This window comes from Pseudomonas sp. LPH60 (assembly GCF_030718165.1).
GTDB classification, from domain to species: domain Bacteria; phylum Pseudomonadota; class Gammaproteobacteria; order Pseudomonadales; family Pseudomonadaceae; genus Aquipseudomonas; species Aquipseudomonas danubii.
In genome coordinates this window covers 116,522-139,733 of sequence record NZ_JAVAJH010000007.1, presented here as the reverse complement: position 1 = coordinate 139,733, position 23,212 = coordinate 116,522, and the positions used below count along the sequence as shown (strand labels likewise).

Annotated in this window: 18 protein-coding genes; 8 read left to right on the top strand and 10 right to left on the bottom strand. The window is 61.2% G+C overall.

Annotation, left to right across the window (positions count from 1 at the left end; genetic code table 11):
* The first annotated feature begins 23 nt into the window (after positions 1-23).
* Together Q8O96_RS23965 and lpxH are read left to right on the top strand one after the other, a co-directional pair.
* Positions 24-527 carry a peptidylprolyl isomerase gene (locus Q8O96_RS23965; protein ID WP_016965727.1) on the top strand — a complete coding sequence of 168 codons (504 nt, stop codon included), beginning with the start codon at positions 24-26 and terminating at the stop codon, positions 525-527.
* Entirely contained in the window at positions 524-1,276 is a 753-nt protein-coding gene (lpxH, locus tag Q8O96_RS23960) for a UDP-2,3-diacylglucosamine diphosphatase (RefSeq protein ID WP_305949530.1), read from the top strand. Before Q8O96_RS23965 ends, lpxH begins: the two co-directional genes overlap by 4 nt.
* Before the next feature lie 139 nt (positions 1,277-1,415).
* Here lpxH and Q8O96_RS23955 read toward each other — a convergent pair whose 3' ends face one another.
* The 7 genes from Q8O96_RS23955 to Q8O96_RS23925 all read right to left on the bottom strand — a co-directional run bounded on the left by Q8O96_RS23955 (position 1,416) and on the right by Q8O96_RS23925 (position 12,491).
* On the bottom strand, positions 1,416-2,945 hold the full coding sequence (locus Q8O96_RS23955) for a DHA2 family efflux MFS transporter permease subunit (RefSeq protein WP_102864707.1): 1,530 nt from the start codon (positions 2,943-2,945) through the stop codon (positions 1,416-1,418).
* 68 nt (positions 2,946-3,013) lie between these two features.
* Complete coding sequence (locus tag Q8O96_RS23950; protein ID WP_102864706.1) at positions 3,014-4,213, bottom strand: HlyD family efflux transporter periplasmic adaptor subunit; 1,200 nt, start codon at positions 4,211-4,213, stop codon at positions 3,014-3,016.
* Positions 4,214-4,228: 15 nt separating this feature from the next.
* Positions 4,229-5,698: an efflux transporter outer membrane subunit gene (locus tag Q8O96_RS23945; protein ID WP_102864705.1), complete on the bottom strand. Its 1,470-nt coding sequence runs from the start codon at positions 5,696-5,698 to the stop codon at positions 4,229-4,231.
* Positions 5,695-6,168, bottom strand: a complete 474-nt coding sequence (locus Q8O96_RS23940; RefSeq protein ID WP_102864704.1) for a MarR family winged helix-turn-helix transcriptional regulator — start codon at positions 6,166-6,168, stop codon at positions 5,695-5,697. The genes Q8O96_RS23945 and Q8O96_RS23940 overlap by 4 nt, the downstream gene beginning before the upstream one ends.
* A 205-nt stretch (positions 6,169-6,373) precedes the next feature.
* Positions 6,374-10,051 (bottom strand): translocation/assembly module TamB domain-containing protein, encoded by a 3,678-nt coding sequence (locus Q8O96_RS23935; protein WP_305949529.1) that lies wholly within the window; start codon positions 10,049-10,051, stop codon positions 6,374-6,376.
* Complete coding sequence (locus Q8O96_RS23930) at positions 10,048-11,775, bottom strand: autotransporter assembly complex family protein (protein ID WP_102864702.1); 1,728 nt, start codon at positions 11,773-11,775, stop codon at positions 10,048-10,050. The genes Q8O96_RS23935 and Q8O96_RS23930 overlap by 4 nt, the downstream gene beginning before the upstream one ends.
* A gap of 65 nt (positions 11,776-11,840) precedes the next feature.
* The gene (locus Q8O96_RS23925) at positions 11,841-12,491 is read right to left on the bottom strand and encodes an N-acetyltransferase (RefSeq protein WP_110596189.1); all 651 of its coding nucleotides are present in this window, start codon (positions 12,489-12,491) and stop codon (positions 11,841-11,843) included.
* Positions 12,492-12,666: 175 nt separating this feature from the next.
* Here Q8O96_RS23925 and xthA point away from each other — a divergent pair, with 175 nt between their 5' ends.
* The gene (gene xthA, locus Q8O96_RS23920) at positions 12,667-13,479 is read left to right on the top strand and encodes an exodeoxyribonuclease III (protein WP_102864701.1); all 813 of its coding nucleotides are present in this window, start codon (positions 12,667-12,669) and stop codon (positions 13,477-13,479) included.
* 48 nt (positions 13,480-13,527) lie between these two features.
* On the opposite strand, the gene Q8O96_RS23915 is transcribed toward xthA, so the two are convergent.
* On the bottom strand, positions 13,528-13,860 hold the full coding sequence (locus Q8O96_RS23915) for a YegP family protein (protein ID WP_102864700.1): 333 nt from the start codon (positions 13,858-13,860) through the stop codon (positions 13,528-13,530).
* A gap of 292 nt (positions 13,861-14,152) precedes the next feature.
* On the opposite strand from Q8O96_RS23915, the gene Q8O96_RS23910 reads away from it, so the two are divergent.
* The gene (locus Q8O96_RS23910) at positions 14,153-15,535 is read left to right on the top strand and encodes a phosphate ABC transporter substrate-binding/OmpA family protein (protein ID WP_305949528.1); all 1,383 of its coding nucleotides are present in this window, start codon (positions 14,153-14,155) and stop codon (positions 15,533-15,535) included.
* A 55-nt stretch (positions 15,536-15,590) separates the two neighbouring features.
* Here Q8O96_RS23910 and Q8O96_RS23905 read toward each other — a convergent pair whose 3' ends face one another.
* The gene (locus Q8O96_RS23905; protein WP_102881801.1) at positions 15,591-16,820 is read right to left on the bottom strand and encodes an acyl-CoA dehydrogenase; all 1,230 of its coding nucleotides are present in this window, start codon (positions 16,818-16,820) and stop codon (positions 15,591-15,593) included.
* Between the two features lie 180 nt (positions 16,821-17,000).
* On the opposite strand from Q8O96_RS23905, the gene Q8O96_RS23900 reads away from it, so the two are divergent.
* The 3 genes from Q8O96_RS23900 (at position 17,001) to Q8O96_RS23890 (ending at position 19,427) form a co-directional block, all read left to right on the top strand.
* On the top strand, positions 17,001-17,936 hold the full coding sequence (locus tag Q8O96_RS23900) for a LysR family transcriptional regulator (protein ID WP_102864697.1): 936 nt from the start codon (positions 17,001-17,003) through the stop codon (positions 17,934-17,936).
* 124 nt (positions 17,937-18,060) lie between these two features.
* A complete protein-coding gene (locus Q8O96_RS23895) occupies positions 18,061-18,465 on the top strand; it encodes a MerR family DNA-binding transcriptional regulator (protein ID WP_102864696.1) in 405 nt (134 codons plus the stop codon).
* Between the two features lie 62 nt (positions 18,466-18,527).
* Complete coding sequence (locus tag Q8O96_RS23890; protein WP_170003889.1) at positions 18,528-19,427, top strand: hydroxymethylglutaryl-CoA lyase; 900 nt, start codon at positions 18,528-18,530, stop codon at positions 19,425-19,427.
* Between the two features lie 622 nt (positions 19,428-20,049).
* Here the strand turns inward: Q8O96_RS23890 and Q8O96_RS23885 are convergent.
* Complete coding sequence (locus Q8O96_RS23885; RefSeq protein WP_305949527.1) at positions 20,050-21,753, bottom strand: AMP-binding protein; 1,704 nt, start codon at positions 21,751-21,753, stop codon at positions 20,050-20,052.
* A 228-nt stretch (positions 21,754-21,981) separates the two neighbouring features.
* Here Q8O96_RS23885 and Q8O96_RS23880 point away from each other — a divergent pair, with 228 nt between their 5' ends.
* Positions 21,982-23,145, top strand: coding sequence for an isovaleryl-CoA dehydrogenase (locus Q8O96_RS23880; protein WP_102864693.1), 1,164 nt, complete (start codon positions 21,982-21,984; stop codon positions 23,143-23,145).
* Positions 23,146-23,212: the final 67 nt, after the last annotated feature.

Genomic DNA, 23,212 nt, shown 5'->3' with positions numbered 1-23,212 from the left:
TCTCCTTATAAAGAGTACCGACCATGACCCAAGTCAAACTGACCACCAACCACGGCGAGATCGTGCTGGAATTGAACGCCGAGAAAGCCCCGTTGACCGTGGCCAACTTCGTCGAATACGTGAAAGCCGGGCACTACGAGAACACCGTGTTTCACCGCGTCATCGGTAACTTCATGATCCAGGGCGGCGGCTTCGAACCTGGCATGAAAGAAAAGAAAGACAAGCGTCCAAGCATCCAGAACGAAGCGGACAACGGCCTTTCCAACGACAAGTACACCGTCGCCATGGCCCGTACCATGGAGCCGCATTCGGCCTCCGCGCAGTTCTTCATCAACGTCGCCGACAACAGCTTCCTCAACCACAGCGGCAAGACCGTTCAAGGCTGGGGCTACGCAGTATTCGGTAAAGTGATCGCCGGCACTGAAGTGGTCGACAAGATCAAAGGCGTGGCCACCACCATGAAATCCGGCCACCAGGACGTACCCGCAGAAGACGTGATCATCGAGAAAGCCGAGATCATTGAGTGATACTGCTGATTTCAGATTTGCATCTGGAAGAGGAACGCCCGGACATTACCCGGGCGTTTCTGGATTTACTCGGTGGGCGCGCCCGCGCCGCCGAGGCGCTGTACATCCTCGGGGACTTCTTCGAGGTATGGATCGGCGACGATGCCATGACCCCCTACCAGCTTTCCATTTGCCAGGCACTGCGCGAACTCAGCGACAGCGGTACCCAGGTCTTCCTGATGCATGGCAATCGCGACTTCATGCTCGGCCAGGCCTTTTGCAAGGCAGCCGGCGCCACCCTGCTCAAGGACCCCAGCGTCGTCGACTTCTACGGTGAGCCGGTACTGCTGATGCACGGCGACAGCCTGTGCACCCGCGACGAAGCCTACATGCGCATGCGTCGTTACCTGCGCAACCCGTTGAGCCTGTGGATTCTGCGGCACCTGCCCTTGCACACCCGGCGCAAGCTGGCGCGCAAGCTGCGCAACGAAAGCCGCGCCCAGACGCGCATGAAAGCCAACGACATTGTCGATGTGACCCCGGACGAAATACCGCGGGTCATGCGCGAACATGGAGTGGGCACCCTGGTTCATGGCCATACCCACCGCCCGGCGATTCACAAGTTGCAGATTGGCCAACAGGCCGCCAAACGCATCGTGCTGGGGGACTGGGATCGACAGGGCTGGGCATTGCAGGTGGACGAGCAGGGTTTCCAACTGGCTGCGTTCGATTTCGTACCCACGCAGCTGGCGTTGCCCGGTTCGTCCTGAACAGACGCCTTCGCTGGCAAGTAGCCCCTACAACAAATGCCCCACCGTAGGAGCCGGCTTGCCGGCGAAGTGGCCAGCAAGCCTTGCATCGCCCTTACGGACGCCTTCGCTGGCAGGCCAGCTCATACGACAATGGGCATCAATGCCCCGCCGACGCCGGGCCGGCCTTGGCGGCAAACGGTGGCTTGGCCAGCCACACCAACAGAATCAGGCCCATGAAGCCCCAGCCCAGCAAGGTGAAATAGTCCACGGTCGAGAGCATGTACGCCTGGCTGGTGAGCACTTGGTCCAACTGCGCGTAGGCTTGGGTGCTGGCACCGCCGAGGTTGTTCAACGCGTCCCGGGTGACCGGATCGAAGATGCTCATGCTTTCGCTCATGTAGGCATGGTGCTGATCCGCCCGACGAATCCAGATCCAGGTCGTCAGCGACGCCGCAAAGCTACCCCCCAGCGTCCGCAGGAAGGTCGCCAGGCCCGCGCCGTCGGCGATCTGGTGCGGCGGCAGGTCGGACATGAGGATGCTCAGGGTCGGCATGAAGAACAGCGCCACACCAATCCCCATGAACAGCTGCACCAGGGCGATGTGCTGGAAGTCCACCTCATTGGTGAATCCGGCACGCATGAAGCAGCTCAGGCCAATGGCCAGGAACGCCAGTCCAGCCAGCAGGCGCAGGTCGAACTTGTGGGCGTACTTGCCGACAAAGGGCGACATCAGCACCGGCAAAATGCCAATCGGTGCCACGGCCAGACCGGCCCAAGTGGCGGTGTAGCCCATCTGGGTCTGCAACCATTGCGGCAGGATCAGGTTGATCCCGAAGAACCCGGCGTAACCGCCCACCAACACGATGGTGCCGATGCGGAAGTTGCGATGGGCGAACAGCCGCAAGTTGACCACAGGATGCCGATCCGTCATTTCCCAGATCACGAACACCGCCAGGGCAATCACCGAGATCAGCGTGCCGGCGATGATGAAGTTGGACTCGAACCAGTCCAGGTCGTTGCCCTTGTCGAGAACGATCTGCAAGGCACCGACCCCGACGATCAGGCTCAGCAGGCCGATATAGTCCATCGGCTGGCGGCTGGTCACCACCGGTCGCGCCTTCAATTGCTGCTGAACCACCCAGGCAGCAAACAGGCCGATCGGCACATTGATAAAGAAGATCCACGGCCAGCTGTAGCTGTCGGTGATCCAGCCACCGAGTATCGGCCCGGCAATCGGCGCCACCACCGTGACCATGGCCAGCAGCGCCAGGGCCATCCCCCTCTTCGCGGGCGGGTAGACGGCAATCAGCAGGGTCTGGGTCATGGGATACAGGGGACCTGCTACCACCCCTTGCAGCACCCGAAAGCCAACGAGTTCGGGCATCGAGGTGGAAATACCGCAGAGAAACGAGGCCAGCACAAACAGCAGGGTGGCCCAGATAAACAGCTTCACTTCACCGAAACGCCGGCTCAGCCAGCCGGTCAGTGGCAAGGCAATGGCGTTGCTCACGGCGAACGAGGTAATGACCCAGGTGCCCTGCTCCGAACTCACCCCGAGGTTGCCAGAGATGGTCGGCAACGCCACGTTGGCGATGGTGGTATCGAGCACCTGCATGAAGGTCGCCAGTGACAGGCCGATGGTGCTCAGCAGCAGGCTGGGAGGCGTGAAAGACGCGTTATTGCTCATCGCGAATCCTTAGGAACTGGGCTGGCACCCTGGTCTCTAGACGACACCAGGGTTGACGGATTGGCGAATCAGCGCTGGGCCGTCTTGCCGATGGTCGCGCTGTTGTCGTGGATCAGACGGGCGATCAGGGCATCGGCCTCGCCCAACTGACGGTCATAGACGTTGGTGCTGAAGGAAGCCTTTTGCGGTGGTTGCTGGGCCAGTACCGGGCCGCTCTGATCCCGCAGGTTGACGTTCACCAGGGTCGACAGGCCGACCCGCAGCGGGTGCTTGGCCAGCTCCTCGGCATTGATGTGGATACGCACCGGCACACGCTGCACGATCTTGATCCAGTTACCGGTGGCGTTCTGCGCCGGCAACAGGGCAAAGGCGCTACCGGTGCCGGCGCCGAGGCTATCGATGGTGCCGCTGTACTTCACATCGCTGCCATAGATGTCGGCCTCGATGTCTACCGGCTGGCCAATGCGCATGTCACGCAGCTGGGTTTCCTTGAAGTTGGCGTCAATCCACAGCTGGTCCAGGGGAATCACCGCCATCAGTGCAGTGCCCGGCTGGACCCGCTGGCCCAGTTGCACGGTGCGTTTGGCCACATAACCGGTCACTGGCGCAATCAGCGTACTGCGGGCGTTGTTCAGGTAGGCCTGGCGCAACTGCGCGGCCGCGGCCTGCACATCCGGGTGATTGGAGACTACGGTGTCGTCCACCAGGGCATTGGTGGTGTTGAGCTGCTGCTGGGCGTTGGCCAGGGCATTTTGTGCCGAGGTCAGGTCATCACGAGCGTGGGACAGTTCCTCCTGGGAAATCGCTCCGCTGGCCGCGAGGTTCTTGCGGCGATTGAAGTTGTCCTGGGCTTTCTGCACTTCGGCCTTCTGCGCCGCCACTTGAGCCCGCATGCCATCAACGTTGCTGTACAAGCCACGCACCTGGCGTACGGTGCGGGCCAGATTGGCCTCGGCACTCTGCAGGCCGACCTGGGCATCGTTGGGGTCGAAGTTGATCAGCACCTGGCCCTCATGCACCAGATCACCATCGTCGGCGCCGATGCTGACCACAGTGCCGGTGACCAGCGGGGTGATCTCCACGACGTTGCCGTTGACATAGGCATCGTCGGTGCTTTCATTCCAGCGCCCATAAAGTTCGTGCCAGGCGAACACGCCCAGACCGCCGAGAATGACGATGGCCGTCAGCCCCAGGAGCATGACTTTGCGCTTGCGGGAGTTACCGGCGTCCGGGGTGTTTTCGGTTGCTTGAGTGTCGGCAGTGGCCATGACAAATACCTCGAATTATTTAGTCTGAGGAACTGGGGCTGGGTCGGCCGAAGCCAGGTTCTGGGCACCGAAGCCGCCCCCCAACGCCTGCATCAATTGAATCGACAGATCGATCTGCTGAGCATTCAGCGTGGCCAGCTGGCGCTGGGCCTGCAGCAGTTGCTGCTCAATGCTCAGCACGTCCAGGTAGTTGCCGATCCCGGAGCCGAAACGCTGGACCACGGTGTTGTAAGAGTCCTGAGCGATGTCGGTGGCGTGCTGCTGGGCGACGATCTGCCGTCCGATTTCCCGCAGTTGGGAGATGCTGTCGCTGACATCCCCTAGGGCAGCCACCAGGGTCTTGTTGTATTGCGCCACTGCCAGGTCGTAGTCGGCATCCCGGGCGTCCAGGTCAGCCCGCAGCCGCCCGCCGTCGAAAATCGGCAGCGAGACAGTCGGCGCGATACTGAAGAAGCGACTGGCGGAACCGAACAGCGCATCCCCCAGCAACGCCTCGGTGCCCGCTCGCGCACTGAGGTTGAGGTTGGGGTAGAAACGGGTCTTGCTGGCATCGATGTTCTTGCTCGCCGCTTCCACCCGCCAGCGAGCCGCCACCAGATCAGGCCGGCGCCCCAGCAGTTCAGCGGGCAGCGTCGAAGGCAGGGCTACGGCGCTGGCTTGCAGGACCTTGGGCCGGGAGATGTCATCGGCCCGATCCGGCCCCTTGCCGAGCAACACAGCCAAGGCGATCTTCGCGCTCTGCAATTGCTTCTCGGCGTCGATCAGGCTGGCCTGGGAGCTGGCCTCCAGACTTTCGGTCTGCTGGTACTGGTACTGACTGTCGATCCCGGAGTCCAGGCGACGGCGACTCAGGTCGAGCATCTGCCGGGTACGCTTGAGGTCCTCGTTCGCCAGGTCGTACACGATATGCGCACGCCCCAGGTCGCTGTAGGCACGCGCTACATCGGCGGCCAGGGTCAGACTCGCTGCCTGGCGGTCGACTTCAGCGGCTCGGGCCTGCCCCAGCGCTGCTTCCCAGGCCGCGCGCTGGCCCCCCCAGAGATCGAAGTTGTAATTGAAGCTGGCGCCAATGTTGCGCACCGTGGAATAGGCCCCGCCCTGCCCCAGCGGGTCCTGGTCACGGGCCAGGCGCGAGCGGCTGATACCGGCACTGGCATCCAGGGTCGGCATCCGCCCGGCATCCGCGGCATAAGCCGCAGCACTGGCCTGATGGGCACGGGCACTGGCGATCTGCATGTCCGGGCTGTCCCGCAGGGCTTCCTGGATCAGCCCGTCAAGCTGGGTATCGCCCAGGCTTTTCCACCAGTCACTTTGTGGCCAGGCTGCCGGCGACAAAGTCACACCGTTGAGAGACTGTCCAGCTGCGAGGCTTTTCGCCTCAAGGCTTACGCCGGAGGTATCCAGGCCGCTGTAATTGGCACAACCGGCCAGACTCATGGCCAACAGCACCAGGCTGAGGCGGGTACGCGAGGTTTTACTGCTCATTTTTCACCTAAACGCAGGATGGTGATCGGGTCACCGGCAGCCAGCAAAATTTTCTTGAGAATCTGCTCCAGGGTGCGCAACTCCTCGGGAGAGATGGCACCCGCCAACTGGTTCATTGCATTGGCACCGATGTAAGGCAGCCGATCAGCAAGCTTGCGACCTTCCTCGGTCAGCACCAGGCGCACCTGGCGCCGGTCGTCCTCCGAGCGTTGACGCGCCAGGAAGTCCTTCTGCTGCAGGCGGTCGAGCATGCGGGTCATCGAACCGCTGTCCAGGGACAGGTGGCGGCACAATTCGGCCGGGGTATCGACGCCGAACTGGGCCATGATGATCAGCACCTTGAACTGCGCGGCAGTGATGCCGTGGGGCTCCATGTGGGTGTCAATGATCCGGTCCTTGAGCAGGGCGGCACGCCCCAGCAGCAAGCCGAGATGGCAATTGTGAAAGTCGTCGGGTTTGAAATGCTTCATCTGACCACCAGTTAGCTGCCTAGGCAGAGAGTGTGTGTCGAGATATTACTGCCTAGGCAGCCAATGTCAACGCAGTGATTAGCTTGCTGTTTATTTGCTTGATCAACGGCGCAGCGCCGCCGGCTTGAAAACCGGCGGGCGCCTTGTTCGATCAGGGAGAGGTGGTGTGGACAAGAAGGGGGCCATGCCCCCTTGGCAGCGAGCCTTAGAAGTCGCGCTTGTAGAAGATGTCCAGGGAGCTGGCAAAACCGCTGGCCGCTTCCAGGTAGACCTTCTTGCTCAGTTTGTAGCGCAAGGCAATGGTGCTGGCGGGTTCGAAGACCCCGACGCCATAACGCAGACTGAGTTTCTCGGAAATATTGCCGCTAGCCACCACGCTGGTGCTGTTACCACTGCCTTGGGTGTCCAGCTGAAAGTCCTGGATGCCCAGGTTCTTGGCAATGCCGCCGGTAAGCTCGGCGCTGCCCATCAGCCCCAGGCCCAGGGCCGCCTGGGCCAGCATGTTGTTGTCTTCACCGGTAGAGCTCAGCGGCCGTCCCAGTACCAGGTAGGACAAGGCCTGTTCCTGACTCATGGCCGGCTCGGAGAAGATCTGCGTCGCCGGTTGCTCGGCGCTGCCACTGAGGCGGATGCCGGCAATCACGTCGTCGGTCTGGCGCACCGCCTCGATATCCAGGTACGGCTGGTCGATGGGGCCGGCAAACAGCAACCGTGCACGACGCACCGTCAGGCGCTGGCCATAGGCCCGATAACGACCGTCGTTGAGCCACAGCTCGCCGCGGGTATCCATGTTGTCGCCAATGTGCACATGCCCCCGCAGGTTGGCGGTAAGGCCGAACCCGGCAAAGCTGAGCTTGTCCTGGCCCACCTCCACATCGATATTCATCGCCATGGCCATGGGCTTCTTACCTTCGTCGGTCTGCTGGCCGACGATGACCGTGTCATCGGAAACCTTGACCGTCGAGGGCGGCAATTCGCGTACGGTGATCTGCCCCTTGGGGATCAGCACCTTGCCGTTGATTGCCAGCTTGTCGTCTTGCAGTGAAATCTTCAGGTCCGGAGCCATTTCCAGCGCGGCATAGGGCTCGACAGTGACGGGCAACTGCGTGCCCTTGAGGCTCAGGTCCACCGCCAAGGCTCGCCCCCAGGCGATATTGCCATTGAGGTTGCCCTGCCCGGCCTTGCCGCTTTTCCAGCCGCCGTTGAGTTGCACGCTCTCGCCCATGATCTGCGCGCTCAATTGCAAGTCTTCAAGGCTGATGGGCAGCTCGGAACCGGAGACCTCACCGCCACTGAGTTGCAGATTGCCGTTGACCTGAGGCGCCAACAGCCCGCCAGACAAGCGACCACTGCCGTTCAGGTTGCCACTGAGTTTCTCCACCATGGGCACAAACGGCCGTGCCACGGACAGATCCAGACCACTGAGGCGGAACTCCCCGGACAACGGTTTGCTTTTGGGCAACGGATTGATCTGTGCCTGGACCATCAGTTCGCCCAACTTGCCGCCGTCGAACTGCAACTGGGTATCGATGCGTCGCGGGTTGAGGCGGGTGTCGAGCTTCAACGCCTGATAGGGGAAGTCCAGCCACTGACCCTTGTCCTTGACCCGTAGGGTGCCACCACTGGCATCCAGCAGGATCTGGCCTTTGGGACCGCTGGCCGGCAGGTCCAACTGTACCTCGGCATTGAGCATGCCCTTCCAGGCGAAATCCTTGGGCAGCCATTGAGCCAGGTTGTCGATGGGGAAACGCTTGAGGTGATAACGCAGCTTCGGATCGGGCATCAATCGCTGGTCTTCGCCACACAGACTGGCATCGCCGCTGGTCCAGCAATGGGCGCCAAAGTTGAGGGTGCCATTGGCCAAACGCTCCAGCTTCGCCGGGTTCTGCAGTTTCCAGTCCTGGCCGCCGGTCTGTACATCGCCACTGGCCAGGCGCCCCCGCCAGTTGCCCTGATCCAGCGCGCCGTCCAGCCCCAGGGCCAGTTTCAACAGTGGGCCTTGCAAATCCAGTTGCAGTTTCTGTTTTTTGATATTGCCCTGGCCGGCCAGGGTCAGGGTGCCAAGCTGGGTGTCTCCGGCCTGAATTCCACTGCCCTTGAGATCCACCTGGGCCTGTTGCGCGCCGTCGAGAGTCGCCCCCAGCTTGAGGCTTTGCAGGCGGTTGTCGGCAAAGGCCAGTTGCTGCCCCGAGAGGTCCACCTTGCCCTGTGGCGCCTTGAGCGTGCCTGCCAGATCTACCCGGCCATTGAGTTGCCCGCGCAACTGCGGCCATAGCTGGCCCAGACGCGGCAGCTTGATGTCCAGCTGGCCGGCGATTTTCTGCTGCAGGCTGCCGGAGCCGTTGATGCGGTTGTCCCCCAGGCGGATATCCAGGGCACTGAGGTTCCATTGCTCCCCTGCTCCGTCGGCCTTGGCCAGCAGCACGGCCGGCTGCCCCCGCAGGCGCCCCTTGAGGTCGAGGTCGGCCGTGACCTTGAGCTGTTCGTTCTTCATTTCCCCCTGGCTGCGCAAAGGGCCGGCCAGGGTACCGGGCAACTCGGCCAGCCAATAGGCCGGGTTGATGGCCGACAGTTCCAGCGCCGTATCCCAGGCCACACCGTCGGCAAATTGCAGGTTCAGGTGCCCCTGGGCCTTGCCTTGTCCGGCCGTGAGTTGGAATTGCGGCAGGAAGATCTTGCTCAGGTCGCCACTGAAGGGACTGCTCAAGCTGAAGGCGCCTGCCGGGCCATCCAGGTCACCCTTGAAGTTGCCCAGGTAGTTGCCATCCCCATAGGCCACTTCTGCATTGAAGCTGCGCAGCGCCACGGCCGGTTCTTCGATCAATGGGTAAAGGCGATGCCAGGGGAAATCCAGCCAGGCAAGCTTGGCCTCGGCCGAGAAGCCTTGGCTCCAATCAAGCTGACCGCTGAGATTGAGGCTCTGCTTGTCGTTGGCCCGCAACTCCAGCGTGGCAATCTGTGCGCCCTTGGCGTCGACCTTGCCTTGCAACAGCAGAGCCACCGGCCCTTGCTCCGCCGGCAGACTGGCCTTGCCGTCGAGCCGGTAGCCGTTTTTCAAGTCCCCCTTGCCGGTCAGTTCCAACTGATCCAGTTGCAGGGTGTCCGGCAAGTCAGCGCTGGCCTTGAAGCCACTGGCAATGATCCGCACTTGCGCCGGCAGGTTCTCCACCAGGGGTTGCAGCTCACCGCTCAACTGCCCTTGCAGATAGCCACTGCTGTCGGCCTTGAGTTTCAGGGTCTTGAGCAGATCGCCTTCGACCTGCATAGCCAGCGCCCAGGGACCACCGCCAGGATCGGGCAAGCCGAGGGTGCCCTGAGCCGTCAGGGGCCAGTCGCCACTGGGTTGCAACAGGCCGGACAGGTCGAGGCTCAGGTCATCGCGCTGCAGGTGCACCGAGTCGATCTGCAAGCCTTGAGCGGTCCAGCGCGCCGCCAGTTGCAGCCCCTTGAGCTCTTCACTGCCGTTGAACAACAAGCGGCCGACCCGTACCTGTCCCAGCTCGATGGCCACGGGCAGACGCAGTTCCGGCAGGCTGATGGGCCCTGTGCTTTCTTCGGCATCGTTGCTGGGAGCGAACTGCAGGCTGACCTGATCGGCCTCCAACTGCTCGATGCACAGGGTCATGCGCAACAGGCAGGCAGGAGACCAGGCAAATTTCACCGAATCGAGCTCAACCCGGCTGCCGTCCTGCTGCCAGAGCAGATGGTCTGTGCTCCACTGGCTACCCAGATGGCCCTGGAAATTGTCCAGGGTCAGCCCCGGCACCAGGCCCAGGGCCCAGCGGCTGCCGGCCTGGGTCCCCAGCACCGTGGTCAAGGCCAGGAGGGTCAGGATCACCAGCGCAAGAATCGCCAGCAGCGTTATCTTCAAGGTGCGCTTCAAAGCTCTGGCCCCATGGAAAAGTGCAAGCGAATCCCACCGTCGTCATTCATCGCGTGGGCCAGGTCGACCCGGATCGGCCCTACCGGCGACACCCAGCGCAGCCCCACACCAACCCCGGTCTTGAGGTTCGGTAGCTCCAGTTTGTTGAACGAGTTGCCCTGATCGACAAAGGTCGCGATCCGCCATTTCTCGGCAATGGAGTACTGATACTCGACACTGCCAGCCACCATGTAACGACCGCCAATGCGATCCCCTTCGGAGTTCTTCGGGGACAGAGTCTGGTAGTCGTAACCACGCACGCTCTGGTCGCCACCGGCGAAGAAGCGCAAGGACGGCGGAATGGACTTGTAACCGTTGGTGGCGCTACCTCCGAACTGCACACGCCCCAGAAAGCGGTGATTGTCCCAGGCCGTGGTCAGGCCTTTGAGCAGGACCGTTCCGTACAACAGGTTGGTGTCGGAGCCCACGCCTTCCTTGGCCAGCTTGGTATCGAATTGAATGCGATAACCGTTGTGCGGATCGATACGGTTGTCGCTGCGCAGGTAGGAATAGGTCAGGCCAGGCATCAGCAGATTACTCAGGCCCGAGTCGTCCCCAAGGCGATACTCCTCACGTTGATACTTCAGCGAGACCACGCGCTGCCAGCCGCTGGGCAACTTGCTGTGCCACTCGGGGCCCACTGTGAGCAGCTTACTCAGGGTATCGGTGCCGGAGATTTCTTCATTCTGATAACCACCGGCGAAGCGCAGCTTGTCGGTCAGCGGCGGGTCCAAGGGAATGTCATACCACAGGCCGACGTTCTGCCGGGGCTGGGAGACTTCAGCCTCCCAGCCATAACTGTGACCCTGGGGATTGACCCAGTGTCGGGTCCAGTTGGCCTTGACCCGGGGGCCGACGTCAGTGGAGTAACCCAGGCCAAGCCCCATGGTCCGGGGCTTGCGGGTTTCCAGCAGGACCGCCACTGGAATCACCTCGTGCTCGGCAGCAGTGGGCGCGGCATCGACCCGCACGCCCTCGAAATAGCCGCTGGACTGTAGCGCCTGGTTGAGTTCGGCAATCAGCTCGGAGTCGTAGGGAGCACCGTTCTTGAAGGGCACCATGCGCCGCAACAGGTCTTCGTCGAACAACGAGTCCCCGGTGAAGCTGACCTTGCCCAGGGCGTAACGCGGACCGCTGTCATACACCAGTTCGATGTCCGCCACCCCGGCCAGGGGGTCTACCGACAATTGCTGGCGGGTAAAACGTCCGCTGAAAAAACCGTAGCGCGAGGCCTGGTTCTGAATCAGGCGCTTGGCATCTTCGTAACGGCCATGATTGAGCACAGCGCCAGGCTTGAGCTGGTCACTGTCAGGGGTGCGGAAGGACTTGAGGGACGCTGCCGGGCCTTCGACCCGGATCGTCACATTGCGCAGATGCACCGGCTCGCCGGGGTCGATACGCAACAACAGGCGGGGTTTCTCGCCGCCGCGCACTTCGCTTTCGATACGGGGCTGGTAGTAGCCCAATGCCTGGGCGGCTTTCTTCGCCTGCTCCTCGGCGCCCCGGCTGAATCGCAGCAGGGCTTCTTCATCACGATCACCGACACCGCCAATGTAACCTTCCACATTGGCTTTCAGCTCGTCATTGGCGGGCTTTACCCTGACATCCAATTCGCTCTGCGCCAGCGCCGCACAGCTTGTGAACAACAGCAAAAAGCCGCTGGTAAATCTTCCTGGAAACTTCATAGGCGCGGATGCTATCACGAGCTTGGGGGGGCGATAGAGCGCTCAAGTGCTGGGAAAGTTCTATATCAGGCTGTTGCTCTTTGTAAGAGTTGCGGGTTCGGATGAAAGAATACGTGCTCGCGGACCGGCCCTACCGCGATCTCTCCGATCTCTTCATAACCCTGGCGTTTATAGAACTCCAGATAGCGCGGATTACCCGTATCCAGCACCACGCCCTGGGAATGCTCATCCACAGCACACCAATTGTGCACCGCCTCCAGCAGCTGTTCGCCGAAATGCTGCCCCTGGAATTGCGGGTGCACGCCTAGCAACGGCAAGACATGGACCGCATCGCCGGGCAGGCAGGCCTGCACCGCCTCGTGGTACTCCAGATATCGCCGCGTGCAACGAAACCCGGTACTCAGCACCATGCGCAGCCGCCAGGCCCAGCTTTCGGTAATGCCCAGGCGGCGTTGCGGTGGGGCGATCAGGGCAATGCCGATCAAGCGGTCGTTGACCAGTAGGCCGATGGCCGGCAGGTCTTGCAGAAAATGCTGTTTCACCAGCTCACGCACTGTGGCCCGCACCCGCTGTTCATAACCGGCACGCTCGGATTCGAAAATGAAACCGAAGGTCGGCTCATGGCGATAGGCCTGGTACAGCAGCGACCGCGCTTCACGGGAATAGCCGCTGTCGAGCATATGGATATCGGCGATGGCGTTGGCGGTATCAGGCATGTCGGTCACTCTCCCCTGGGCCCGGCTCGAATGGCCGCACTCTTGTTATTACGAACCTGGCGCGGCGCTGATCGTTCCCACGCTCAAGGACATTAGCAGCGCATTCGCGGGGCTGCCATGCTGGTCGACCCGGGCGTAGTCAGCTAGCATCGCTGTTTTGCCAGGACCGCCGACCATGAAGATCGTCTCGTTCAATATCAACGGGCTGCGCGCCCGCCCCCATCAGCTGGCGGCGCTGATCGACAAACACCAGCCGGACGTGATCGGCCTGCAGGAAACCAAGGTCGCCGACGAGCAGTTTCCCCTCGCCGACGTCCAGGCCCTGGGCTACCACGTGCACTACCACGGCCAGAAGGGCCATTACGGTGTCGCCCTGCTCTCGCGCCAGGCACCACTGGCCGTGCATAAAGGCTTCGAGGGCGATGACGAAGACGCCCAGCGGCGTTTTATCTGGGGTACTTTCGCCGATGCCAACGGCACGCCGGTGACCATCATGAACGGCTACTTCCCCCAAGGTGAAAGCCGCGACCATCCCACCAAGTTCCCGGCCAAGGAACGCTTCTACCATGACCTGCAGCACCTGCTGGAAAATCGCTTCAGCAACGACCAGCCCCTGGTGGTCATGGGTGACGTGAATATTTCCCCGGAAGACTGCGACATCGGCATCGGCGCCGAAAATGCCAAGCGCTGGCTCAAGACCGGCAAATGCAGCTTCCTGCCGGAAGAGCGCGAGTGGATGGCACGCTTGAAGAACTGGGGTCTAGTAGACAGCTTCCGTCACCTGAACCCCGAGGTGAACGATCGCTTCAGCTGGTTCGACTACCGCAGTCGCGGCTTCGAGGACGAACCCAAGCGTGGCCTGCGCATCGATCTGATCATGGCATCCCAGGGGCTGCTGCCCCGGGTCAAGGACGCCGGCGTCGACTATGAACTGCGGGGCATGGAAAAGCCCTCTGACCATGCGCCGATCTGGCTCGAGTTGAGCTGATTCACAGGCACAAAAAAGCCCATCGCAAGATGGGCTTTTTACTACCGCTTACATTTGGACCACTTCAACCCGTTCAGTGGTGCCAGCAGCTGCGATGGCGTTGATGGCGCTCTCGAGAGTGGGCTCCGAGTCGTACAAATGACTGACCAGAATCACTTCCTTGCCGGCCTTGAGCTTGAAATAAGGTTTACCGCCCGATGAAATTTTCTTGACGTAGCGCTCAGGAGAAGCGCAGTGTGCGCGGAACAGGCCGAGAGCCGCCTCGGCACTGTCCCGGCAAGGGAATCGGTCGCTTTGAAGCATGGTCTGCGCCTCCTTTGTCTTCAGCAAGAATCTGCATGCACCACTGCCATACTGCTTCAGCTCGAACCAGGCACTCATTTGTAACTCCTTTGCTTACTACGAAATAGCAGCACAACACTGCCGAGGCATCTGCGGGGGGATGACGCGTTGGCAGTCGCCCCAATCCCCGCCAGACAAAGTTGCCAACTCTACGCAGCCTCCGAAGACTGGTCTTTAGGACAAGTCTCAAAAAATCTAGAGAAAACAGCTATTTACGATGTAGGACTTTCGCCATTTATCGCCAGAAAGTGCCGCTCGTCACATATCTGTCACCTCCCTGACTTAATCTCGCCAGCACTCTCCTCTTTCTCAATAGAAGGCCAGTGCCGCCATGCCCCGCGCTTCCACCGTCAGTGAACGAGATATCTGGTGCCGGACCATCAGCCTGTTTCTGATCGGCTTTGTTTGCTATGCCCTGCCTTGGTCGGTGTTCGCCGCCTTGCCCCTGGCGCCCGACAATGCCGCCGTGCTGCGTATACAGGGCTCCAACACCATCGGCGCCCAGCTTGGCCCGGCGCTGGTCAAGGGCTTGCTTGAACAACAGGGTCTGCACAACGTCAGGATCGAGGGCGGTGGCAAGGACAATGAGAAACGCGTTCTAGGACAGAGCGCCCAAGGTCGGACAGTCAGAGTGGACGTTGCCGCCCACGGTTCGAGCACCGGCTTTAGCGCACTGAAAAACGCCCAGGCCGATATTGCGGCCGCCTCCCGACCGATCAAGGACAGCGAACTGGTGGAGCTGGAAAGCCTGGGAGACCTGAAAAGCCCTGGCGCCGAACAGGTCATCGCCATCGATGGTCTGGCAATCATCCTTCATCCGCACAATCCGCTGAGCCAGCTAAGCACCGAGCAACTGGCCCGCCTGTTCAGTGGCGAGATCAAGACCTGGGAAGAGCTGGGGAGCACGGGCGGGCCGGTCCACCTGTATGCCCGGGATGATCAGTCCGGCACCTACGACACCTTCAAGGAGCTGGTCCTCAGCCGTCGCGACAAGGCGTTGAACCCGACGGCCAAGCGTTTCGAATCCAGCGAACAGCTGTCGGACGCGGTGAGCCGGGACCCTCAAGGCATCGGCTTCATCGGCCTGCCCTACGTACGCCAGGCCAAGGCCGTGGCGATTATCGACGGTGACTCCCAGCCCATGCCGCCCCTCAACAGTCTGATCGCCACTGAGGACTACCCACTGTCGCGGCGTCTGTACCTGTACTTGCCGCCCAATGGGCAGAACCCCTGGGCGGACGCCCTGGTGAGTTTTTCCCAGAGCGCCAAAGGCCAGGCCATCGTCGCCGCCAACGGCTTTGTCGCCCAGACCGTGCAAGCCATGCGGGTAACGCCCAGCCCACAGATGCCCAAGGCCTACCAGCAACTGAGCCGGGATGCGCAACGCCTGAGCGTGAACTTTCGCTTCGAGGAGGGCAGCGCCAATCTGGACAACAAGGCACGCCAGGACCTGAATCGCGTCCTGGATTACCTGCGCCAGCACGGCAAGATGAACCGGCACGTCACTCTGGCCGGATTCGGGGATGCCAAGAGCGACCCGGCACGCGCTGCGCTGCTGTCCAAGCTGCGGGCCATGACAGTGCGCAGGGAACTGGTGAAAAGCGGCGTGGTGTTTCGCGAGATCCGCGGTTTCGGCGCTGAGCTGCCAGTGGCGGCCAACAACGCCGACGAGGGCCGGATCAAGAACCGGCGCGTAGAAGTCTGGGTGTACTGAATACACAGCAACCGGCCTGCCACAGGCGTCGCCCGGCAGGCCGGCTGCATGATCATCAATGGCTGCTGCGCAGCATTTCCTTCGGCACATACTTGCCGATTTCGTACTTGCCAATGGCCGCGCGGTGTACTTCATCCGGGCCATCGGCCAGGCGCAAGGTGCGCTGCATGGCGTACATGTAGGCCAATGGGAAGTCATTGGATACCCCGGCCCCACCGTGAATCTGGATCGCCCGGTCGATCACCCGCAGGGCCACATTCGGCGCCACTACCTTGATCTGGGCAATCTCGCTCTTGGCCACTTTGTTACCCACGGTGTCCATCATGTAGGCCGCCTTGAGGGTCAGCAGCCGAGCCATGTCGATCTCCATCCGCGAGTCGGCGATCTTGTCGATATTGCCCCCCAGGCGAGCCAGCGGTTTGCCGAACGCGGTGCGATTCACCGCACGCTTGCACATCAATTCCAGCGCCCGCTCGGCCATGCCAATGGAACGCATGCAGTGGTGAATGCGGCCCGGGCCGAGGCGGCCCTGGGCAATCTCGAAACCACGCCCCTCTCCCAGCAACACGTTCTCATAAGGTACGCGGACGTTGTCGAACAACACTTCGGCGTGACCATGCGGCGCATCGTCGTAGCCAAACACCGGCAGTGGACGGACGATCTTCACCCCGGGGGTATCCACCGGCACCAGGATCATCGAGTGCTGCTGATGACGCGGCGCATCCGGATTGCTCAGGCCCATGAAGATCAGAATCTTGCAACGCGGATCACAGGCGCCCGAGGTCCACCACTTCTTGCCGTTGATGACCCACTGATCGCCGTCGCGCACCGCGCGGGCCGCCATGTTGGTGGCGTCGGAGGAAGCCACATCCGGCTCGGTCATGGCGAACGCGGAGCGGATCTCGCCACGCAGCAGCGGCTCCAGCCAGCGCTGCTTCTGTTCTTCGCTGGCATAACGCACCAGCACTTCCATGTTGCCGGTATCCGGCGCCGAGCAGTTGAACGGCTCGGGGCCCAGCAGCGATCGGCCCATGATCTCCGCCAGTGGCGCATATTCAAGGTTGGTCAGGCCGGCCCCCAGTTCCGACTCAGGCAGAAACAAATTCCACAGACCTTCAGCCTTGGCCTTGAGTTTGAGCTCTTCCATGATGGCGGTCGGCTGCCAACGATCACCTTCGGCAACCTGACGCTCGAAGACCGCTTCAGCCGGATAAACATAGGCATCCATGAACGCGGTGACGCGCTCACGCAGCTCTTGAACCTTGGGGGAATAGGCGAATTCCATGGGCAGTTCTACCTTTGTGAAGAACGGGTGTTGGGGGACTGAAATCGATGCTAGATCAGCTACGAAAATTTACCTAGCCTATTCTCGGCGTGTATTAACATTCATCACCGATATATGATCGGCTGATCCGAAAGGCCTCCGAGCCTCCCTCACAGGCCCTAACAATAAGAGTGCAGCGCCATGAATCTGAGCAAGGTCGACCTCAACCTCTTCATCGTTTTCGACGCGATCTACACCGAAGCCAACCTGACCCGCGCCGGGCAGATCGTCGGCATCACTCAACCGGCGGTGTCCAACGCGCTGGCGCGTCTGCGCGAGACCTTCAATGATCCGCTGTTCGTCAGGACCGCCCAGGGCATGGTGCCCACCCCCATGGCACAGAACATCATCGGTCCGGTGCGCAATGCATTGTCACTGCTGCGGGTTTCAGTCCAGGAAAGTCGGATTTTCAACCCTCTGCAAGCGGTCAAGACCTACCGCATCAGCATGACCGACCTGACCGAGGCAGTGATCCTGCCCCCCCTGTTCCAACGCCTGCGCCGCCTGGCACCGGCGGTGATCATCGAGAGTTTCCTCTCCAAGCGCCGGGAGACCACCAAGGAACTGGCAGCCGGGCGCCTGGACTTTGCCGTGGACGCCCCCCTCAACACCGACCCCCAGGTGCGCCACGTCAAGCTCATGGAAGACCGTTACGTGTGCGCCATGCGCAAGGGCCACCCCCTGGCCGGCAAGGAAAAGTTCACCCTGGACGACTACCTGTCCCTGACCCACATCCATATTTCCAGCCGTCGCAGCGGCCTGGGCCATGTCGACCTGGCGCTGGGCAAGATGGGCATCCAGCGCAAGATCACCCTGCGCTCCCAGCACTACCTGATGGCTTCACAAGTGTTGCAACAAACCGACATGGTCATGACCGTCCCGGAACGTTTTGCCCGACGCCATGACCTGCAGGCCTTCAATCTGCCGGTCAATGATGTACCACCGGTGGAAACCCACCTCTATTGGCACGAAAGCACCGACCAGGACCCGGCCAACCGTTGGATGCGCGAACAGATGATCGAGTTGTGCCAACAGGTGACCGCCCACGAAAAGAAACTCGACCAGCAGACAGCCTGACCCCTTCGCCGGCAAGCCCTCACTGTAGGAGCCGGCTTGCCGGCGAACGGGATCGACGCGGATTGCTTGACGTATACGTAAACCTGCCTTTAGCTTAGCGCCAAGTCCCACCTTGAGCGCCTCCATGAGCAGCCAGACCTACAGCATCTCCGACCTCGCCCGCGAGCTCGACATCACTACCCGGGCCATACGCTTCTATGAAGAGCAGGGCCTGCTGGCCCCTGAGCGTCGCGGCCAGGAACGCATCTACTCCCCACGGGACAAAGTCAGTCTGAAGCTGATCCTGCGGGGCAAGCGCATCGGCTTTTCCCTGGCCGAATGCCGTGAACTCATCGAGCTCTACGACCCCAGCAGCGGCAACCTGAAGCAGTTGCACAGCATGCTGGCGAAAATCGGCGAACGGCGAGAGCAGCTCGAACAGCAGTTGCTCGACATCGAACAGATGAAGCTGGAACTGGACACCGCCGAAGAGCGCTGTACCCAGGCGCTGGAACAAACCATCCAGAACCAGAAAAGCACCGCACAATAATCCTTGGGACACCTGCGCCGCTCGCGCCGGCATCCGCCCTCCCTCATAGAAGGTGAACCTGAATGTCACTCCCCAGCCATGTACGCCTGATCGAAGTGGGCCCCCGCGACGGTCTGCAGAACGAAGCCCAGCCCATCAGCGTCGATGACAAGGTGCAATTGGTCGATGCCCTGACGGCGGCAGGCCTGGGCTATATAGAAGTCGGCAGTTTCGTCTCGCCCAAGTGGGTACCGCAGATGGCCGGTTCGGCCGAGGTCTTCGCCCGCATCCAGCGCAAGCCGGGGGTGGTCTACGGCGCGCTGGCGCCGAACCTGCGGGGCTTCGAAGATGCCCTGGCGGCGGGGGTCAAGGAAGTCGCGGTGTTCGCCGCCGCATCGGAGTCCTTCTCCCAACGCAACATCAACTGTTCCATCAGCGAAAGCCTGCAGCGCTTCGTGCCGATCATGGAGGCCGCCAAGCAGCATGGCGTCAGCGTGCGCGGGTATGTGTCCTGTGTGCTGGGCTGCCCTTACGAAGGTGAGGTAGCCCCGGAGCAAGTGGCCCTGGTGGCCCGTGAGCTGTACGCCATGGGCTGCTACGAAGTGTCCTTGGGCGACACCATCGGCACCGGCACCGCCGGCGCCACCCGCAGAATGTTCGAAGTGGTGAGCGCCCAGGTACCACGGGAGAAGCTCGCCGGCCACTTCCACGACACCTATGGCCAAGCCCTGGCCAACGTCTACGCCAGTCTGCTGGAGGGCATCGCGGTGTTCGACAGTTCGATCGCCGGCCTCGGCGGCTGCCCCTATGCCAAGGGCGCTAGCGGTAACGTTGCTACCGAGGATGTGCTGTACCTGCTCAACGGCCTGGGCATACACAGCGGTATCGACATGGATCGCCTGATCGATGCTGGCCGGCAGATCTGCACGGTGCTGGGCCGCCCCAGCGGTTCTCGTGTGGCCAAGGCACGTAGCGCCGGGTGAGCCAATGTGCGGCCGGGTGTTACCGGCCGCTCTAAACGGTGGCGGGAACGAGTAACACGGAAACAGTTTGTCGATTTTATTGCGATGCAGATTGTCCTACAAAAACATCAAGCCATTGATTTTAAAGGATTTTAAAAAGTTGGCACGGCTCCTGCTATCTCTATGGCATAACAAGAATAAAAAGCAGCAAACCTAATAAAAATAAGACGTAACGACTCTGACATAACAAAAACAACACGGCAGAGACGCAGCTAACAGATTTTTTTGGAGAGGATGTGATGTGCAGGAGGGCTTGCAAGAGCCACCCGCAACCGGTCAGAGAACAATAAAACTACCCTTGAGGTAGCTCCCGAACTGGTTGGATCGCCCTGGCGACACGTTAGATCAGCGCTCAAAAAAATACGTTTGCTCTTGATCCCGGATGGGGATCGCCAAAAACAGCGGTAAAGGGCCACGGTTGCCAAAAACAACAATAGACCGCCCCTCAATAATAAAAAAAGAGCACGCAACGACAAATTAAAGGGGAGCTTCGGCTCCCCTTTGTGCTTTCTGCGATTTAGCTTTTGCCTGCCCTTCTCGCCCATAAAGCGTGCACCCGTCCAGATGCACGCTCCAGCAATGCTCACACCCTGCTCACCTGCTCGCGCAACTCCTCGATGCTGATTTCGCGCATGCGGAATTTCTGGATCTTGCCGGTTACCGTCATCGGAAACTCCTCGACGAACTTGAAGTAACGCGGCGTCTTGAAGTGGGCGATGCGCTCCTTGCACCAGGCCTGCAGCTCGACTTCATTAGCGCAATGCCCGGGGTGGAACTTGATCCAGGCGACGATTTCCTCACCGTACCTGACGCAAGGAATGCCGATCACCTGTACATCGGCCACGGCGGGATGGGTGAAGAAAAACTCTTCCAGCTCCCTCGGGTAAATATTCTCGCCACCGCGGATGATCATGTCCTTGTTGCGCCCGGCAATGCACACATAACCCTGCTCGTTCATGGTGGCCAGGTCGCCGGTGTGCATCCAGCCCGCCTGATCGATGGACTCGCTGGTGCCCTGGGGGTTGTTCCAGTAACCGAGCATGACGCTGTAACCCCGGGTGCAGAGTTCACCGATGGTGCCCCGGGGCACCAGATTGCCGGCCTCGTCGATGATCTTGCTCTCCAGGTGCGGCTGGGTACGACCCACGGTGGTGACCCGCAACTCCAGATCATCGGCAGGACCGGTCTGCAACGACACCGGACTGGTCTCCGTCATGCCGTAGGCGATCTGCACCTCGCTCATGTGCATCTCGCTGATGACCCGGCGCATCACCTCGATCGGACAAGTGGCACCGGCCATGATCCCGGTACGCAGGCTCGACAGGTCGAACTCACCACGCCTGGGCTGGTCGAGCATGGCAATGAACATGGTGGGCACCCCATATAAGCCGGTAGCCCGCTCCTCGGCCACGGTACTGAGGGTCAGCAACGGGTCGAAGGCATCGTTGGGGTAGATCATGGTGGTGCCGTGGGTGATACAGCCCAGGTTGCCCATGACCATACCGAAGCAGTGATACAGCGGCACCGGGATCACCAGCCGATCTGCCGCGGTCAGGCCCAGGCTCTCCCCCACCATGTAACCGTTATTGAGGATGTTGTAGTGACTCAGGGTCGCGCCCTTGGGGAAACCGGTGGTGCCGGAGGTGTACTGGATATTCACCGGCTGATCGAAATCCAGGCTGTCCTGGCGCGCCTGCAATTGCTCGGCGGTGGCTCCAGCGGCAAGGGCCGTCAGTTGCGACCAGGGCAGAAAGCCGGAGGGCGGCTGGGCATCCAGGCTGATCACCCCACGCAACTCGGACAGGCGTTCACAGTGCAATTGACCGATGGATTGCTCCGCCAATTCAGGGATCAGCCCCTGCAGCATGCCGTGGTAGTCAGAGGTCTTGAAGGCTCCGGCGCAGATCAGCCACTGGCAGCCGGACTGCTTGAGCACATATTCCAGCTCGGAACTGCGATAGGCCGGGTTGATGTTCACCAGGATCGCGCCGATCTTGGCACTGGCAAATTGGGCGATGCACCACTGGGCGCAGTTGGGGGCCCAGATCCCCAGTCGATCCCCCGTCTTCAGCCCCAAGGCCAGCAGCGCCCTGGCATGCAGGTCGACGGCCTCGCGCAGTTGCTGCCAGCTGTAGCGCAACTGCTGATGACGCACCACCAGGGCTTCCCCCTGGGGATAGGTAGCGACGGTGTTGTCGAAGGCCTGGCCGATGGTCAGCGCCAGCAATGGCTTGTCTTGCGTACCACGGGTGTAACTGCGATCCGGCTGGAAACCCGAGTGTTCCATGACGACCCCTATTGTCTTTATTAGTGGGTGTTCAGGAGCCTGGCCGATGGTGCGAAAAAGCCTGGCTCCAATCGAAAGCCCTGCTACTCTGGCGCAAGTTGACGTTTACGTAAAGGGCGATTGACAGCCTTCGGTCGCAGGTTTACGTTAACGTAAAGGTGAGAGCTAGACAGCGCCGCTCTCTGCAGCCCATTCCCTCAATAAAAACAAGTTTGAAGGTGCCCCGCCATGAGTTACCCGACCCTGAACTTCGCCCTCGGTGAAACCATTGACATGCTGCGCCAACAGGTCCAGGCCTTCGTCAAGGCGGAACTGGCTCCTCGGGCGGCACAGATCGATGTCGACAACCTGTTCCCCGCCGACATGTGGCGCAAGTTCGGCGACATGGGCCTCTTGGGCATTACCGTAGCGGAAGAATACGGCGGCGCCGGGCTGGGTTACCTGGCCCACGTGGTGGCCATGGAAGAGATCAGCCGCGGCTCCGCCTCGGTGGCACTGTCCTATGGTGCCCACTCCAACCTCTGCGTGAACCAGATCAACCGCAACGGCAATCATGAGCAAAAGAGCAAATACCTGCCCAAGCTGATCAGCGGCGAACACATTGGCGCCCTGGCCATGAGCGAACCCAACGCCGGCTCCGACGTGGTGTCGATGAAGCTGCGCGCCGACAAACGCGGTGACCACTTCGTCCTCAACGGCAGCAAGACCTGGATCACCAACGGCCCCGACGCCAACACCTACGTGATCTACGCCAAGACCGACCTGGAAAAGGGCCCCCACGGCATCACCGCCTTCATCGTCGAACGTGACTGGAAAGGCTTCAGCCGCAGCAACAAGTTCGACAAGCTGGGCATGCGCGGCTCCAACACTTGCGAGCTGTTCTTCGATGACGTGGAAGTGCCGGAGGAAAACATCCTCGGCGTGCTCAACGGCGGGGTCAAAGTGCTGATGAGCGGCCTGGACTACGAGCGCGTGGTGCTCTCCGGCGGCCCGACCGGGATCATGCAAGCCTGCATGGACCTGGTGGTGCCCTACATCCACGACCGCAAGCAGTTCGGTCAGAGCATCGGCGAGTTCCAGTTGATCCAGGGCAAGATCGCCGACATGTACACCCAGCTCAACGCCAGCCGCGCCTATCTGTACGCCGTGGCCCAGGCCTGTGAGCGTGGCGAAACCACCCGCAAGGACGCCGCCGGGGTGATTCTCTACAGCGCCGAACGTGCCACCCAGATGGCCCTGGATGCGATCCAGATCCTTGGCGGCAACGGCTACATCAACGAATTCCCCGCGGGCCGTCTGCTGCGTGACGCCAAGCTCTACGAAATCGGCGCTGGCACCAGCGAAATCCGCCGCATGCTGATCGGTCGCGAACTGTTCAACGAAACCAAGTAAGAGCAGCCGCACGTTGCGAGCTACGAGCGGCAAGCCAAAGCTGCCGTAATACCGACTTACTTTTGCA